Origin of the sequence: Pseudomonas sp. UBA5568 (assembly GCF_002425525.1) — a bacterium.
Taxonomy (GTDB): Bacteria; Pseudomonadota; Gammaproteobacteria; order Pseudomonadales; family Pseudomonadaceae; genus Aquipseudomonas; species Aquipseudomonas fulva.
In genome coordinates this window covers 72,536-89,091 of record NZ_DIMK01000032.1, presented here as the reverse complement: position 1 = coordinate 89,091, position 16,556 = coordinate 72,536, and the positions used below count along the sequence as shown (strand labels likewise).

General features: G+C 64.8%; 15 protein-coding genes and 1 pseudogene (1 of these 16 cut by a window edge). 11 read left to right on the top strand and 5 right to left on the bottom strand.

The genetic code is table 11. The annotated features are described in order from the left end of the window. Positions 1–307 (bottom strand): annotated as a pseudogene (dinG, locus tag B2S33_RS10705) (ATP-dependent DNA helicase DinG) (it extends 1,849 nt beyond the left edge of the window). Between the two features lie 98 nt (positions 308–405). On the opposite strand from dinG, the gene B2S33_RS10700 reads away from it, so the two are divergent. Then, entirely contained in the window at positions 406–870 is a 465-nt protein-coding gene (locus B2S33_RS10700; protein ID WP_059183274.1) for a CopD family protein, read from the top strand. 15 nt (positions 871–885) lie between these two features. Here B2S33_RS10700 and B2S33_RS10695 read toward each other — a convergent pair whose 3' ends face one another. The 3 genes from B2S33_RS10695 to B2S33_RS10685 form a co-directional block, all read right to left on the bottom strand. After that, positions 886–1,644, bottom strand: coding sequence for a collagen-like protein (locus B2S33_RS10695; protein ID WP_288650242.1), 759 nt, complete (start codon positions 1,642–1,644; stop codon positions 886–888). Continuing rightward, on the bottom strand, positions 1,637–1,912 hold the full coding sequence (locus B2S33_RS10690; protein WP_027915327.1) for a DUF1145 domain-containing protein: 276 nt from the start codon (positions 1,910–1,912) through the stop codon (positions 1,637–1,639). The genes B2S33_RS10695 and B2S33_RS10690 overlap by 8 nt, the downstream gene beginning before the upstream one ends. Positions 1,913–2,089: 177 nt before the next feature. Then, positions 2,090–2,794 carry an OmpA family protein gene (locus tag B2S33_RS10685; RefSeq protein ID WP_027915328.1) on the bottom strand — a complete coding sequence of 235 codons (705 nt, stop codon included), beginning with the start codon at positions 2,792–2,794 and terminating at the stop codon, positions 2,090–2,092. A gap of 158 nt (positions 2,795–2,952) precedes the next feature. On the opposite strand from B2S33_RS10685, the gene B2S33_RS10680 reads away from it, so the two are divergent. Genes B2S33_RS10680 through B2S33_RS10665 form a run of 4 tightly spaced genes read left to right on the top strand, consistent with a single transcriptional unit; the run spans position 2,953 to position 4,616 of the window. Then, on the top strand, positions 2,953–3,447 hold the full coding sequence (locus B2S33_RS10680) for a DUF6231 family protein (RefSeq protein WP_027915329.1): 495 nt from the start codon (positions 2,953–2,955) through the stop codon (positions 3,445–3,447). Between the two features lie 2 nt (positions 3,448–3,449). Further along, positions 3,450–3,926 carry a YchJ family protein gene (locus B2S33_RS10675; RefSeq protein WP_049696456.1) on the top strand — a complete coding sequence of 159 codons (477 nt, stop codon included), beginning with the start codon at positions 3,450–3,452 and terminating at the stop codon, positions 3,924–3,926. A 2-nt stretch (positions 3,927–3,928) separates the two neighbouring features. After that, positions 3,929–4,405: an LEA type 2 family protein gene (locus tag B2S33_RS10670; protein ID WP_027915331.1), complete on the top strand. Its 477-nt coding sequence runs from the start codon at positions 3,929–3,931 to the stop codon at positions 4,403–4,405. 7 nt (positions 4,406–4,412) lie between these two features. Continuing rightward, entirely contained in the window at positions 4,413–4,616 is a 204-nt protein-coding gene (locus B2S33_RS10665; protein ID WP_027915332.1) for an SEC-C metal-binding domain-containing protein, read from the top strand. A 37-nt stretch (positions 4,617–4,653) separates the two neighbouring features. Here the strand turns inward: B2S33_RS10665 and B2S33_RS10660 are convergent, their stop codons facing one another. Further along, positions 4,654–5,871 carry an MFS transporter gene (locus B2S33_RS10660; protein WP_286928106.1) on the bottom strand — a complete coding sequence of 406 codons (1,218 nt, stop codon included), beginning with the start codon at positions 5,869–5,871 and terminating at the stop codon, positions 4,654–4,656. 131 nt (positions 5,872–6,002) lie between these two features. Here B2S33_RS10660 and B2S33_RS10655 point away from each other — a divergent pair, with 131 nt between their 5' ends. The 6 genes from B2S33_RS10655 to B2S33_RS10630 all read left to right on the top strand — a co-directional run bounded on the left by B2S33_RS10655 (position 6,003) and on the right by B2S33_RS10630 (position 16,502). Continuing rightward, positions 6,003–7,343, top strand: coding sequence for a PLP-dependent aminotransferase family protein (locus B2S33_RS10655; protein ID WP_028687596.1), 1,341 nt, complete (start codon positions 6,003–6,005; stop codon positions 7,341–7,343). 190 nt (positions 7,344–7,533) lie between these two features. Further along, positions 7,534–9,975 (top strand): penicillin acylase family protein, encoded by a 2,442-nt coding sequence (locus B2S33_RS10650; protein ID WP_128610778.1) that lies wholly within the window; start codon positions 7,534–7,536, stop codon positions 9,973–9,975. 114 nt (positions 9,976–10,089) lie between these two features. Next, positions 10,090–11,106 carry a ligase-associated DNA damage response exonuclease gene (locus B2S33_RS10645; RefSeq protein WP_023535285.1) on the top strand — a complete coding sequence of 339 codons (1,017 nt, stop codon included), beginning with the start codon at positions 10,090–10,092 and terminating at the stop codon, positions 11,104–11,106. Then, a complete protein-coding gene (locus tag B2S33_RS10640) occupies positions 11,103–12,761 on the top strand; it encodes an ATP-dependent DNA ligase (protein WP_288650240.1) in 1,659 nt (552 codons plus the stop codon). Before B2S33_RS10645 ends, B2S33_RS10640 begins: the two co-directional genes overlap by 4 nt. A 115-nt stretch (positions 12,762–12,876) precedes the next feature. Then, a complete protein-coding gene (locus B2S33_RS10635; protein ID WP_049696459.1) occupies positions 12,877–13,992 on the top strand; it encodes a succinylglutamate desuccinylase/aspartoacylase family protein in 1,116 nt (371 codons plus the stop codon). 65 nt (positions 13,993–14,057) lie between these two features. Beyond that, positions 14,058–16,502 (top strand): ligase-associated DNA damage response DEXH box helicase, encoded by a 2,445-nt coding sequence (locus B2S33_RS10630; protein ID WP_288650238.1) that lies wholly within the window; start codon positions 14,058–14,060, stop codon positions 16,500–16,502. Positions 16,503–16,556: the final 54 nt, after the last annotated feature.

The following is a 16,556-nucleotide window of genomic DNA, read 5'->3' as shown; positions in this document are numbered from 1 at the left end:
TGAAGACGATCTGCTCCTGCAGCGCCACGGTCGCGGTGGCGATGACCAGGCGCTTGCCTGCCGCCTTGGCCGCCGGAATGGCCGCCAGGCTGTAGGCGACCGTCTTGCCGGTACCGGTGCCCGCCTCCACCGCCACGACGGCGGGCTCGCCGGCACGGCGGCCTTCGTCGTCGCAGGGAATATCCCCGAGGACCTTGGCCACCTCGGCGATCATCAGGCGCTGGCCGTAACGCGGCTTGAGGCTCTTGGCTTCGAGAAATCGCGTGTAGGCGCCCTGGATGGTGGCTTTGAGTTCAGTGCTGATCATGGTGTGCAGGCGCCCGGAGGGCTGGATATATTTTCAGTATCGCGCATAGGGCGGCTATCATACCCCGCTCACGCTGTTTATGCCGCATGGAGATCCGGATGACTGCCTTTGCCCTGCCCTACACCCTGCACGTTCTGGCCGCCCTGGTGTGGGTGGGTGGCATGTTCTTCGCCTGGATGGTGCTGCGCCCGGCAACGGGTGCAGCGCTGGACGGGCCTGCCAGGCTGCGGTTGTGGGTGGAAGTTTTCCGACGCTTCTTCGGCTGGGTCTGGGTGGCCGTGGCGATTCTGGCGATAAGCGGCGTGGGCATGATTCACCTGCGCTTCAATGGCTTCGAAACCGCGCCGCGGTATGTCCAGGTGATGATCGGGGGCGGTATCGTCATGTTCGCCCTGTTCATGCGCATCCAGGCGTTGCTGCTGCCAGAAATGAAAACGGCGGTCCAGGCCGAGGACTGGCCAGGCGCGGCGGCCGTGCTGGGGCGCATCCGCCGGATGGTGGGGGTGAACCTGCTGCTGGGCCTGGCCGTGGTCGCCGTGGCCAGTGCCCGCCTGATGTTCTGAGCGTACCCGCAGCGATCAGAGTCGCTGCAGGATCAGCTCGCCGGCAGCCCCGGCAAGGCCTTGCTGACCGGGTTGCCCGGCGCGGCCACTGTTGCCCGGCGAGGTGCGGTACACCAGGCAACCCTTGCTCGCACCGCCCTTGCCCGCCTGGCCTGCTGCCCCAGGCTTGCCCGGCGCGCCACCGTCCAGGCGCACCCTGATGCGCTCGGCCGGGAAGGCCTCGGGCACGCTCAGGCGGATTCGACCACCCGGTGCACCGTCGTGGCCATTGCCGCCATCATCCCCATTGAAGCCACGGCTGGCACGGCCCCAGGTGCAACCACCGGCCTGGCCGTTGGCACCATCGAGCCCGGCGAACCCTGGCGCACCCGCGCCGCCGCGGGCGTCGATGGACAGTTGTTCGCCCTGCACCTGGGCAAGCTTGAGGTCGAGCCCGCGCCCTGAACGCGCGGCACGTTCATAAGTCCCAGGCGCGCCCGGCGCACTGAACTCACTGCCTTCACCCAGGCTGGCACTGGCCGCTTCGATCAGGAGCGGGGTATCGGCCGGCGCCACGGCGATACGCGCATCACGGCCCAGCTCCAGCCGATCGACCGTCAGCGAGGCGAGCGTGGCGGGAAGCAGCAAGGTGGCATCGTCCGCCACCCTGAGCTGCTCCAGATGCACCTCGGCCGACTTGGTCGGCAAGCGCAGCATGGAATTGGCGGGTACTTCGAGGTTCTGTGCCTGCGCAAGCGGCGCAGCCAACAGGGCGAACAACATCAGATTACGCATTTCGTGGCGCCTCTTGCGCGCGGGGGATGGACATGATGTGGAAAATGCCCGTCAACAGGATCTGCAGACGGTCGAACCAGCGATGGCTACGGCCGCGCAGACTGGCATTGAAAAACAGCATTTCGAGCAAATGCAGCAGCACCAGCAACAGGCCCGTGGCGTTGATCAACAGGTTCAGCGGCACAGGTTGCGGCACCATCTGGTTGTACAGCACTACACCCCAGAAGACTATGGTCAGGAGCTTGCCCAGGCTCAAGATGAATTTCATGCTCTGCCCCACCGTATGGCGTACTGCCGGGATGGCCAACGCGACCATTTCACATTAACCGCTCGGTCGGGACTCACGCCAGCGCACACTGCGCTTGGCAATGTATGGGCACCGGCCATTACCGTCTATGGCGTTTGCAAAGCGCCCGCGCCGATACGCTGGGCGGGCGCTGCTGCTTCAGCGCTGGATCTTGATCTCCGTACGACGGTTCATGGCACGCCCCTCGGCGGTGGCGTTGTCAGCCACAGGTTGGGATTCGCCGGCCCCGACCACGGACACGAAGCTGTTGCGCGGGATGCCGCTTTCGACCAGATAGTCGGTGACCGAGTGGGCACGGCGCTCGGAAAGTTTCTGGTTGTAGCTGTCGGCGCCTACGCTGTCGGTGTGGCCGCTCACGCTCAGGCGGGCCGACGGCGCTTCCTGCTTCAGGCGCGTGGCGATGGTATTGAGGCGCTGCTTGTCGGCGGCGGTCAGCCGTGCAGAGTCGAATTCGAAATGCACATCGCGGATGACGATCACCTCTTCTTTCTCGACCACCACTTGCTCGACGACCACAGCTTCGACTTGCGGCGCAGGCGGCGGGCAACCGTTGGCATCGACCTGGACGCCGCGCGGCGTCCCTGGGCACTTGTCACGGCTGTCGGGTACGCCATCGCCGTCTTCGTCGCCATCACCATGGGCCCAGCAATACCCCGCTGCAAGGCCGCCCCCGAGCAGCGCGCCCCAACCTGCCCAGCTCGAGCTTTCGATCGCGCCCAGCGCTGCGCCGCCCACACCGCCGACCGCCGCACACTTGGGCCAGTCGGTTTTTTGCAAACCCGCGCAACCAGTCAACACACTGGTGAGCAGAACCAGAGGTACAGCTGTGCGTACTATGCTCATCTCATCGCCTCTTTTGGGGGGATCGGCATCGTGGCCGATCAGGGCAGTAAAGACGCTGCTTGCACAGCCTGCCAGCCATTTGCCATGACCGGATGCCACGGCCCTATGCCGACAGGCTCTGGCCCGATAGTCTTGGCTGATCTTGATGAGGACTGGCAATGACCGACGGTTTTTCCCAACGCACACCGCAGCAGGCGCTTGCCGCCTTGCTCGAGCGCGTGTCCCCGCAACGCCTGTTGCTGGTGGGCACGCGGTTCCCGGCACTTGACGCCTTCCTGCAGGCCCACCCACAAGCGAGCCTGGCGTGCGCGCCGCCGGGCCCGCTGCCGGCTGAACTGGCAGCCCAGCGCTTCGACCTGGCGCTTCTGGTCGATTGCCTGGAACACCTGCCCAAGCGCAACGGGTTGGAACTGCTGGGTGGCATTCGCAATCTCAACGCCAGTCGAGTCGCAGTGCTGGCCGACCTGGCCGCCTGCGGCTGGCAAGACACGGACTTCTTCGCCCTGGCCCTGTCGGCCAGTGAGAAGTTTCAACGCGACCAGCAGGTGCTGAGCCTGTTCACCTATGATCTACATGACTACAAGCAGGTCCCTGACTGGCTGAATGCGCGGTTCTGGGCCAACCCTGAAAACTTCGGCAAATACTGGTGGTGATGATGAGTGTTTCGGTCTGTCCATGCGGCAGTGGCAACGTGCTCGACGCCTGCTGCGGGCATTACCACGCCGGCACACCTGCACCGGACGCCCAAGCCCTGATGCGCTCACGCTACAGCGCCTATGTGCTGGGGCTGGTCGATTACCTGGTGGCGACCACCTTGCCAGCCCAACAGGCCGGCCTCGATCGCGCCGCCATGGCCGCCTGGAGTGCCCAGAGCACCTGGCTGGGCCTGGAAGTGGAAGACGCCGAGCTGATCGGTGGCCAGCCTGAACACGGCTTCGTCACCTTCACTGCCCGCTGGCACGACCAGGACGGTGATCACCAGCACCGCGAGCGCTCAGCCTTCGTGCAGCACGATGGCCGCTGGTACTTCATCGACCCCACCGTTGGCCTGAACGCCACGCGCAACGATCCCTGCCCTTGCCAAAGCGGGCAGAAATTCAAGAAATGCTGCGCCAGCTATGTGGGTGGCTGAGCATGATGACCCGCCTGCGTGTCCTGCTGCCTGCCTTGTTGGTGATGCTCCTGGCCGGCTGCGTCAGCTGGGGTGGTGAGCCATGGCGGCAACCGGAGATCCACCTGGTCAGGGTGGAAACGGTCAAGGCCCGCCTGCTGCAACAGGAATTCGTGCTCCACGTGCGGGTGGAAAACCCCAACGACAGCCGCCTGTTCATCCGCAACCTGTCCTATGCCCTGCGGTTGAACGATGTGCTGCTGGCAGAAGACGAAGCCAGCCTGTGGCGCAGTGTTGGCGGGCACGACCAGCGCACCTTCAAGATCACCGCCCGAACCAACCTGTGGCAGCGCCTCAAGCCCTTGGCCAAGATGCTCAAGAGCCACCAGCCTTTGAAGTACACGCTCAAGGCCGAACTGGGCACCGGCCTGTTGATCCATCGGAACCTGCACTTGTTGCGCGGTGGTGAGATAATGCCCGGCGATCATTACCTGGAGTAACCCTGCAATGTCCCAACAGCCTCACGTTCACGGCCCTGACTGCGACCACGACCACGATCATCACCATGATCACGGCCACGGCCACGTCCACGGGCCGCACTGCAACCACGGTCACCAGGAGCCGGTGCGCAACGCCCTCAAGGATGTTGGCCGCAACGACCCGTGCCCCTGCGGCAGCGAAAAGAAATTCAAGAAGTGCCACGGCGCCTGATAGCCGTCCCGCCGTTTGACAGCACCGCGCCTGTCCGTTAGCGCGGGCGCGGTGCGGTCTGCAGCCCGGGCGCCGAGGTGCCTGGCTTGGCTGGCAACCGAAGCGCGGTGGCCAGCAACAGCCCCAGGCACAGCACCATGCATAGACCGTTGGTGCCCGTCCAGCCTGCGGTGTCCAGCAACAAGGATGGCGTAAAGGCGCCGAGGGTGGCACACACGGCGATGGCCAGGTCATTCTTGCCCTGCAGGCGCATCGCCCCCGGGCTATCTTGCAATGCCTGCGCCAGCAGCGCCCCCCCGCCCACGTAGGTCAGGTTCCAGCCCAGGCCCAGGGCTATCAGTGCCGCCGTCATCACGGCATAACTGCTAGACCCCATGTTCAAGGCCGTGCTCACCACGAACAGACCCAACCCGGCACAGATCGTCACCTTGATGCCCAACCGTTGAATGATGCTGCCAGTGAAGAACGAAGGCGCAAACATCGCCACGACATGCCACTGGATGGCCATGCGCACGTCGGAGAAGTCCTGGTGCATACCTTTCATGTGCAGCGAAGCCTGGATCATCAACAGGTTCATGATGCCGTACCCCAGCGCTGCCACGCTCATCGCCACCACCAGCACCCTGCGTGACGCAAGCTGCCCTACCTCGCACGCTCGCAGGTCCTGCTGCGGGCGATTGACCGGTTTCTCTTTAGGCAAGCAAAGGGCTATCAACCACGACACGAGCGCCAGGCCGACAAAGGCGGCGTAGCACAGCGAGAACAGCGGATACCCACCCACATCCCTGAGCCAACCGGTCAAGGCCGGCCCCACCACTGCCGCGATCACTCCGCCTGCCACCACCAGTGAGAGCGCCCGCGCTTTGAGGTGTTGCGTCAGGTTGTCGGTAGCGGCAAACCGGTTGAAGTTGGCGAACGCGATATACACCCCCAATGCGCAGTGGCTGAGTATCAGGGCAACAAAGTGCTGGTGCTGCACGGCCAGGAACCCGCTGACGCCGGATAGGGCCAAGGGTAGAGCACCCAGCATGAACGCGCGCCGACGACCGATGCGCCCCATCAGCCACGACACCGGGTAGGTCGCCAGCATCACGCAGAGAAACTGAAACCCGTAGGGCACCGTTGACCACGCAGGATCGGGCGCCAGAGCAGCACCGACCAGGGCCGCCATGGTCACGGACATCACAGCCGTGGTGAGGTTGACCGACTGCGCAATGAAATACAGGTAGGTGCGTGCTGGCAGGGTTTCGGTCATGGCGTGCTCGCTGATGATGCAGGAATGGAATGCGCCGAAGCTTCTCACTGATCGGCCGAGCACGGGCGAACAGTCGACGCGGTTTCCAGCTAACTGTTAGGCTGTTTTTTCTAACACTGGCGGACCCGTCGATGCGTGCTGACACTCTGCTTCATCAACTCCGGCAGCGTCTGGCTGCCAGCGAATGGCTGCCAGGGCAACGCATGCCGTCGATTCGCAAGCTCACGGCCAGCACGGGTGCGACCTACCACGAGGTCGTGTCCAGCTATGGGCGCCTGGTCAGCGAAGGGCTGTTGACGGCCGTGCCAGGGCGTGGCTATTTCGTGGCCGGCACCGCTCGGCCGCCAGCCAGAGACGAGGCACCTGGGCATATGGCCGGGGACGCGCTGTTCAAACTGCTGCAAGGCGGCCAGCACTACACCAAGCTCGGCTGCGGTTGGCTGCCCCCTGCCTGGCGCGACACCGAGCTGCTGGCCAAGGCTGTGCGTCGCACGGCGCGCCTGGAACAAAGCTCGCTGGCCGATTACGGCGACATCCAGGGTTACCTGCCCATGCGCAAGCAGCTGTGCGTGCACCTGCGGCGCATGACCCAGATCGATGTAGGTCCACAGCAATTACTCAGCACATTGGGCGCCACCCAGGCCCTGGACCTGGTGGCCCGTCTGCTGATCGCCCCTGGCGACCACGTGTTCGTCGACGAGCCCTGCAACGGTAACCTGATCAAGCTGATCCAGCTGGCCGGAGGGCACGTGATCGGCATCCGTCGGCTGCAAGACGGCCCGGACCTTGAGGACATGCAGCGGCACCTGGTCCAGCACAAGGTCAAGGCATTCTTCTGCAACAGCACATTCCACAACCCCACCGGCAGCAACGTCAGCCCGCACAACGCCTTCGGCGTGCTGAGACTGGCGATCGAACACGGCTTCTACATCGTCGAAGACGATGTCTATGGCGACTTCAGCCCGGGTGTACGCCAGACCTTCGCCGGCTTGGACAACCTGCAGCAGGTCATCTATATCGGCAGTTTCTCCAAATGCCTGTCCGCCTCGCTACGCGTGGGCTACATCGCTTGCCCGGCTGCACTGGTCGAACCGCTCATGCGCCTGAAACTGCTCACCTGCGTGGCGGTGCCTGCGTTCTGCGAGCGCTTCGTCAACACCATCCTCACCGACGGCACCTACGCCAGGCACATGAGCGATCTGCAGCAACGCCTGATTCGACAGCAGGTTCAGACCCAGCGCACGCTGACAGACCGCGGTTGGCGCTTCGATATCACGCCCCAAGGCGGCATGTTTCTGTGGGTCCATCACCCCGATATCGCCGACCTGCATCCTTTCGTGCGCCAACTCGAACAGCACGATGTGCTGCTCATGCCTGGCGAATCCTTTGCGATCACACGTAACTATGTGCAGTACACCCGCATCAACTGCACGCACTTTTCCGACGCCATGGCTGAGCATTTCGAGGTTTGACCCGCTGCAAGGCGCGCTTGGGTACCCCAGCGTCATGGCCACGGATTGGCAAATTGCCGACAGAGTCCTGCCACTCATCCACCGCTGGGGCAGTGTGCCGAAATAAAGCCGGGGCAGGCCTTGCACCCAGGCGGCCTGCTCACTACCTTAGCGCCTTTCCATACCCGCTACGCCTTGCAGGAGCCTTGCCATGGCCGCCCCCGCCCTTTTCTTTTTCCGCCCGCGCGCTGCAACGGCTGCCCTGCTGCTCGGTTCACTTGGCCTGGCCGGTTGCCAGACCACCGCCCAACAGGACAGCCTGCCGCCGTCCAGCGGCGTGCAGCCGATCAAGGGCCTGGCCCAGAACGTGTCGGTCAGGCGCAATGCCATGGGCGCTCCGCTGATCGAGAGCAGCTCGTTCCATGACGCGCTCTTCACCTTGGGGTACGTGCATGCCGGGGACCGGATCGAGCAGATGGTCGCCATGCGGTTGCTCGCCCAAGGGCGCATGGCTGAAGTGGCCGGCCGTGATGCACTGGATATCGACCGCTTGATGCGGGCGGCCAACCTCAAGCAAAGCGCGGCGCAGCTGTACGCCGACGCATCGCCACGGCTCAAGCGCTTCTTCGACGTCTATGCGCGCGGGGTCAACGCCTACCTGTTCCGCTACCGCGACAAGCTGCCAGCGGACCTGGCCAACAGCGGCTACCGCCCCGAGTACTGGAAGCCCGAAGACTGCGCGCTGATGTTTTCGCTGTATGCCTTCAGTCAGTCGGTCAACCTGCAAGAAGAGATCAGTGCATTGACCCTGGCGCAGAAAGTCGGCAGCGACAAGCTGGCCTGGCTGCTACCCGGTGCCGCCGACGAACCGCTTCCCGAAGGCGAAGCAGCCAAGCTCAAGGGCCTGGACCTTGCCAGTCAGTTGCCGGGGTTGTCTGCCCTGGCAGCTGCCAGTCAAAAACTGGGCGACCTTGATCTGCTGGGCAGTCCCGGTTCGGCCAACCTGGCCATCGGCCCGCAACGCAGCCGCAGCGGCAAGAGCCTGCTGGCCAGCGACAGCCGTGCAGCCTGGGCGCTGAGCCCGGTGCAGATCCACTCCAGCAAGTACCAAGTGGCCGGCCTGTCGCTGCCGGGCCTGCCGATCGTGCTGGCTGGCTACAACGGCCAGCTGGCCTGGACCAGCAGCGCGGTGATGGCCGACAACCAGGACCTGTTCCTGGAAAAACTGCGCCACCAGGGCAATCAGGTCAGTTACCTGGCGGACGGCAAATGGGTTGCAGCCAGGGCGCACACCGAGACCTTCCTGGTGCGCGGCGAGCGCCCAGTGCGCGAAGTGATGCACGACACCCGCCATGGCACGCTACTTGGCCAGTCGGGCAATGCCAGCCTGGGCCTTGCACTGAACCTGCCGCAGTTCAAGGGCGATCGCAGCCTTGATGCACTGTTCGACCTGACCCGCGCCAAGACCGTGGAGCGCGCATTCGACAGCACCCGTGATGTCACGGCTGCGGCGCTGAACTTCGTCTTCGCCGAAGCATCGCACATTGGCTGGCAGGTGAGCGGGCGCTACCCCAATCGCCGAGAAGGCCAAGGCCTGTTGCCTTCGCCGGGGTGGGATGGGCGCTATGACTGGGATGGCTATGCCGACCCCATGCTGCACCCATACGATCAGGACCCGACCGCTGGCTGGATCGGCCACGCCAACCAGCGCAGCCTGCCGCGCGGCTACGGCATGCAGCTGTCGAGCAGTTGGTACTACCCGGAGCGTGCCGAGCGCCTGGGCCAGCTCGCCGGCAGTGGCCGCCTTGATAGCCGCAGCCTGATGGCGCTGCAGAACGACCAGGTCACCTTGTTGGCCGGCAAGCTCAAGCAGATGTTCGAAGCGCCAGGCATGGCAGGCCCGCTGCAGCAGGCCATCAATGCCTTGCCCGCCGATCAGCGCGAAAAGGCCCGTACGGCGCTGGCCAGGCTCAAGGCATTCGATGGTCGCTTGAGCCCAGTGTCGGCAGATGCTGCGCTGTACGCCCTGTTCCTCCAGGCTGTCGCCCGTCAGACATTCCTCGATGACTTGGGACCGGAAGCGGGAGCGGCCTGGCAGGCATTGGTCAGCAATGCACGCTTGTCGTTCTCGGCACAGGCCGATCACCTGCTGGGCCGGGATGACAGCCCGTTCTGGGACGACCGCAGTACGCCACAGAAGGAAGACAAACCCGCCATCCTGGCCCGCAGCCTGGTCGCGGCAATGGACACGGGCATCGCCCAACTGGGCACCGACCGCAGCGCCTGGCAATGGGGCAAACTGCACCAATACCAATGGCCTGCACCGGCCTACCATGGGCTGGGTGATGCCATCAGCCGCCCTGCGCAGCCTGCAGGCGGCGACTTCAGCACGCTTGCCTTCACCCCCTACGCCTGGGGAAGCGACTTCGTCACCCGCCTGCCGGCATCGGCGCGGCTGATCGTGGACTTCAGCCAGGCTGAACCCCTCCAGGTGCTGACCAGCAGCGGCCAGTCCGGCAATCCGGCCAGCCCACATTACGGGGATGGCCTTGAGGCCTGGTTCAAGGGCCGCTTCGCTGTCATGCCCCTTGCGCCTCAGCACTTCGCGCGTGCCTATGGCACCCAGCGCCTGACCCTGGTACCGGGCAAGTAGAAACGGCCGGCGGCGTGCAGCGCTTGCGGCGGTCAAGGGGTGAAGAAACCACCGGTCGAACTTCCCCTGGCCGCAGCGGCTCCTAACTGGTAACTCCCTACCAGTGCGTGTGCCATGGACCTCGTCATCGCTCGACCCGAAGGCCTGTACTGCCCGCCCGGCGATTTCTACATCGATCCCTGGCGGCCGGTAGACCGTGCCGTGATCACCCATGGTCACGGTGACCACTCGCGTTCCGGCAATCGCCACTACCTCACCGCAGACCCGGGCGCCGGCATCCTGCGCAGCCGCCTGGGCATGGACATCAATTTGCAGACCCTGCCCTACGGCGAGCGCCTGTTGCACCACGGCGTGACCTTGAGCCTGCACCCTGCCGGGCATGTGCTGGGGTCGGCGCAGGTGCGCCTGGAGTATCAAGGCGAGGTGTGGGTGGCGTCGGGCGACTACAAGGTCGAGCCCGACGGCACCTGCGCGCCGTTCGAGCCCGTACGCTGCCATACCTTCATCACCGAATCGACGTTTGGCCTGCCCATCTACCGTTGGCCGACCCAGGCGGATGTGTTCGCCGGGATCAACGCCTGGTGGCGGGCCAACAGCGAACAGGGCAAGGCCAGCGTGCTGTTCTGCTACGCCTTCGGCAAGGCGCAGCGCATCCTGCATGGCCTGGACCCCAGCATCGGCTCGATTCTGGTGCACGGCGCCGTCGAGCCGCTGAACAGGGTGTATCGCGAAGCGGGCGTGTATTTACCTGAAACCCGCTATGCCGGCGATATTGCACGCAACGACCCGCTATTGCGCACCGCCCTGGTGATGGCCCCGCCGTCCGCTGGCGGCAGCAGCTGGATGCGACGCTTCGGCGATTACAGCGACGCGTTCGCCAGTGGCTGGATGCTGCTGCGCGGCACCCGGCGCAGACGCGGTGTGGACCGGGGCTTCGTGCTCTCGGACCACGCCGATTGGCCTGGGCTGCTGTGGGCCATCGGCCAGACCGGCGCCGAACGGGTCATGGTCACCCATGGATCGGTGGGCGTGCTGGTGCGCTACCTGAATGAACAGGGGCTCGACGCCCGCGCATTCGTTACCGAATACGGTGAGGAAGATGACGCTACAGCTGGGGAGACGGGCGCATGAAAGCCTTCGCCGAACTGTACCTGCGCCTCGATGGCACCACCTCCAGCAATGCCAAGCTCCAGGCCCTGCGTGAATACTTCGCCAGCGCACCGGCCCAGGACGCCGCCTGGGCGGTGTATTTCCTGGCTGGCGGGCGGCCGCGTCAATTGGTACCCACTCGGGTACTGCGCGAACTGGCCGGCGCGATGGCAGGGCTGCCGGACTGGCTGTTCGAGGAAAGCTACCAGGCGGTAGGCGACCTGGCCGAGACCATTTCGCTGCTGCTGCCCGACACCCAGGAGGGCGATGGCGAAGGCCTGGCGCACTGGGTCGAAAGCTACCTGCTGCCGTTGCGCGGCCTGCCCCCGGAAGAGCTCCAGCAACGTCTGCCACCTTTGTGGGCACGGCTGGATCGCCCCAGCCTGATGCTGTGCCTGAAGCTGATCACCGGCAGTTTCCGCGTCGGCGTATCGAAGCTGCTGGTCACGCGTGCCCTGGCCCAGTTGGCGGAGCTGGATGCCAAGCGGATAGCCCAGCGGCTGGTCGGGTATACCGACATCAGCCACGGGCCAACCGCCGAGCGCTACCTTCAACTGATCGCGCCCGAATCTGCCGATGAGCATAGCCAGCGTGGTGGGCAGCCGTATCCGTTCTTTCTCGCGCACCCACTGCAAGCCCCGGTCGAACAGTTCGATACGCTGCTCGGGCCACCCAGCGCTTGGCAAATCGAATGGAAGTGGGATGGCATCCGGGCACAGGTGGTCAAGCGCGACGGGCAGTTGTGGGTCTGGTCGCGCGGCGAGGAGCTGGTCACCGAACGTTTTCCCGAGTTGCAGAGCCTGGCCCAGACCCTGCCCGATGGCGTGGTGCTCGATGGCGAGATCCTGGTCTGGAAAGCGAGCGATGCCAAGGCAGAGGCGTCCGTGCAGCCCTTTGCCCTGCTGCAGCAGCGCCTGGGTCGCAAGACCTTGGGCAAGAAATTGCTGAGCGATGCCCCGGTGGTGTTGCAGGCCTATGACTTGCTGGAGTGGCAAGGCGAGGACTGGCGCAGTCGCCCGCAGCATGAACGGCGCGCGCAGCTCGAGCGCGTGCTTGAGGCCTCCCCACTGGCACCTGTATTGCTCTCCCCACTGCTCGAAGGGCCCGATTGGGCGGACCTTGCCCGGCAGCGGGAGCAGTCACGCAGCCTGGGCGTGGAAGGCATGATGCTCAAGCAGCGCGAGGCCCTGTATGGCGTTGGCCGCACCAAGGACATGGGCACCTGGTGGAAGTGGAAGATCGACCCGTTCAGCGTCGATGCCGTGCTGATCTACGCCCAGCGGGGTCACGGACGGCGCGCCAGCTTGTACAGCGACTACACCTTCGCGGTCTGGGACAGCCCTGCCGGCACCCCGGACCGCACGCTGATCCCCTTCGCCAAGGCCTATTCCGGCCTGACCGACGAGGAGATGCGCAAGGTCGATGCCATCGTGCGCAAGACCACCCAGGAAACCTTCGGCCCAGTGCGCAGCGTCACGCCTACGCTGGTGTTCGAGCTGGGCTTTGAAGGCATCGCCCTGTCCAAGCGCCACAAGAGCGGCATTGCCGTGCGCTTTCCGCGCATGTTGCGCTGGCGTCTGGACAAGCCTGTCGAGGAGGCTGACGACTTGGCGACCTTGCAGGCCTTGCTGGCCTGATCGGGATCGCAGGTGGCGGCGAGGGGCTGGCGTGAGGCGCTGGCGGCGAAACTGTGCTTTCATCTGAAGGCTCAACCCGTGCCCCAGACCGTACAGCCCCGTATTCAGGACCATCATGCACCACTCGACCCACGACATTCTTTCCCCTGTTCCTGGGGTAACCCGCCAACTGCACAGTTTTCACTTCGGGCCACGCAGTGGTCGCAAGGTGTACATCCAGGCCTCGCTGCATGCCGACGAATTGCCCGGCATGCTGGTGGCCTGGCACCTCAAGCGCCAGTTGCTGGAACTGGACCAGCAAGGCCGCCTGCAGTGCGAGGTTATCCTGGTGCCGGTCGCCAACCCAGTGGGCCTTGAGCAGGTGCTGCTCGACGCCCCGCTGGGCCGGTTCGAGTTGCAAAGTGGCGAGAACTTCAACCGCAATTTCGTCGACCTGTCAGACACCATCGGTGATCAGGTCGAGGCCCACCTGACCCAGGACCCGCTCCACAACCAGGCACTGATCCGCGAATACCTGCGCCGCGGCCTGGATGCCCATCCGGCACGTACCCCCCTGCAAGCGCAGCGCCTGATCCTGCAGCGCCTGGCGTGCGATGCCGACCTGGTTCTGGACCTGCACTGCGACTTCGAGGCCGTCGAACACCTCTACACCACTCCAGACGCCTGGCCGCAGTTCGAGCCCTTGGCCCGTTACCTGGGTGTCCAGGCCAGCCTATTGGCGACTGATTCGGGCGGGCAGTCATTTGACGAGTGCTTCAGCCTGCTGTGGTGGCAACTGCAACAGCGCTTTGGCAAACGCTTCCCCATCCCGGCGGGCACGTGTTCGGTCACCCTCGAACTGCGCGGTCAGGCTGATGTGAGCCATGACCTGGCGCGTCAGGACTGCCAGGCCATTCTCGACTTCCTGACCCATGCTGGCGTTATCCAGGGCCATGCCCCTGCCCTGCCGCCCTTGCGCTGGCCAGCCACGCCACTGGCTGCTGTGGAGCCGATCACGGCTGCGGCGGGCGGGTTGCTGGTGTACCACGCCAAGCCAGGGCAGTACCTGGAGGCAGGTCAACTGATTGCCGAGGTCATCGACCCGCTCAGTGATCGCGTCATGCCCCTGCGCAACAGCCAGCCTGGACTGCTGTATGCGCGCAGCGTGCGGCGCATGGCCACGGCAGGCATGGTGATCGCCCATGTGGCCGGCGAGCAGGTGTGCCGCAGCGGCAATCTGCTGGCCAACTGACAAGTAAACCAATACCTTGCAGCGGTGGTCTTTAGAAGCACAGCCTTCGAGGGACTGCCTGCCTGATGCCCACCACCACCGATCTTGCCAATGCCTGGTTCGCTCAACGCGGCTGGAAGCCGTTCGCTTTCCAGCGCAAGGTGTGGGCCGCCGTCGAGCGGGGGGAGTCAGGCCTGCTTTATGCCAACACCGGCGCTGGCAAGACGTATGCGGTCTGGCTGGCGGCCCTGCGGGCATTCAAGGCCCAGGCCCAGGGGCGTCACGCGGCGCCACTCCAGGTCATCTGGATCACCCCCATGCGCGCCCTGGCAGCCGATACGGCTCGGGCGCTGCAGGCGCCTATCGACGAGATGGGCCTGCCCTGGAGCGTTGGCGTGCGCAGCGGCGACACGGGCAGCGCCGAGCGCGCACGCCAGGCCCGGCGCATGCCCAGCGTGCTGGTCACCACACCTGAAAGCCTGACGCTGCTGCTGACCCGAGCCCAGGCCAGCAATGACTTCGCGACGCTGCGCATGGTGGTGGTCGATGAGTGGCACGAGCTGCTCGGCAACAAGCGGGGGGTTCAGCTGCAACTGGCGTTGGCCCGCCTGCGCCGTTGGCACCCTGGCCTGCCGACCTGGGGGTTGTCGGCCACCCTCGGCAACCTGCAGCATGCCCTGGACGTGTTGCTGCCCCAAGGTGGTCAGCTGGTGCGCGGGCGCCAGGACAAGGTGCTGCAGGTCGATACCCTTGTGCCCGAGCACATCGAGCGCTTCCCATGGGCAGGGCATATCGGCCTGAAAATGTTGAAGCAGGTGAGCCGGGAAATCGACGCCAGCAGCAGTTGCCTGGTCTTCACCAACACCCGGGCGCAGGCCGAACTCTGGTACCAGGCCCTGCTCGACGAGCGCCCCGACTGGGCGGGCCTGATTGCGTTGCATCACGCCAGCCTGGCACGTGACACCCGCGACTGGGTCGAGCGCAGCCTCAAGGAAGGCACGCTCAAAGCCGTCGTCTGTACATCGAGCTTGGACCTGGGCGTGGACTTTCTGCCGGTCGAGCGCGTCCTGCAGATCGGTTCGGCAAAAGGGATCGCCCGTTTGATGCAGCGCGCAGGGCGTTCCGGGCATGCGCCTGGACGGCGCTCGCGCATCACCCTTGTGCCCACCCACAGCCTGGAGCTGGTGGAAGCCGCCGCCATGCGTCAGGCCCTGGCGGCAGGCCACCTGGAGGGCCGCCGGTCGCCGCGCCTGTGCATGGATGTACTGGTTCAGCACCTGGTCAGCATGGCCCTGGGCAGCGGGTTCGATCCGCAGCAACTGCTCGCTGAAGTGCGCAGCACCTGGGCCTTTGCCGACCTGCGCGACAGCCAGTGGCAATGGGCACTGGACTTCGTTTGCCATGGCGGCAGCTCGCTCAGCGCCTACCCCGACTATCAACGTGTTGAAATGCACCCCGACGGCTTGTACCGGGTTGCCAGTGAGCGCTTGGCGCGCCGCCATCGGATGGGCATCGGCACCATTGTCAGTGACGCTTCGCTGCACCTGAAATACTGGAGCAAAGGCGGTGGCGGCAAGAACCTAGGCAGCGTGGAAGAGGCGTTCATCTCACGCTTGAGGCCCGGGGACACCTTCGTGTTCGCCGGCCGCGTGCTGGAGCTGGTTCGCGTGGAAAACATGACCGCCTATGTACGCCGCAGCAACGCGCGAAAGGCGGCGGTGGCCCGCTGGAACGGCGGGCGCATGCCACTTTCCAGCGAACTGGCCGACGCTGTGGTGCAACAACTTGACGCCGCCGCGCACGGGCGCTTCGATAGCCCTGAAATGCGCGCAGTAAGGCCATTGCTCACGGTACAAGCCCAGTGGTCGGCGCTGCCGACGACAGGGACCCTGCTTGCAGAGACGTTCAAGTCCAGGCAGGGCTGGCACCTGTTCATGTACCCCTTTGCCGGGCGCATGGCCAACATGGGGCTGGCCAACCTGATTGCCTGGCGTGTCAGCCGCGAGCAACCGCTGTCGGTTTCCATCGCCGTCAACGACTATGGCTTCGAGCTGCTTAGCCCTGGACCGGTGGATTGGGCCAGCTACCTGCCCCGGGCGTTGAGTACCGAAGATCTATTGGAGGATGTGCTTGCCAGCCTCAATGCCGGGGAAATGGCATTGAGGCGGTTCCGGGAAATCGCCCAGATCGCAGGGCTCGTATTCGGTGGCTATCATGCGGCGCAAAAGAGCATGCGCCAGATCCAGGCCTCAAGCGGGCTGTTCTACGAGGTCTTCCGCAAGCACGATGCAGGCAACCTGCTGCTGGGCCAGGCACGTGATGAGGTACTGAGTGAAGAATTGGAAATCGATCGGCTTCGGGGCCAGCTACTGAAGCTGACCGACCTCAGGCTGGACTTGCGTGTGATGGAGCGCACCGGGCCGCTGGCGTTCGCGCTGCTGGTCGAAGGACTGCGTGAAACCCTCAGCACGGAAAAACTGGCCGACCGCATTGCGCGGATGGTGGCGGAATTGGAGAGCATTGCAGGTTGAACCCGATAACGACCAAACGCATTCATGAGGCAGCGGTTATCTCGCTTGCCATCG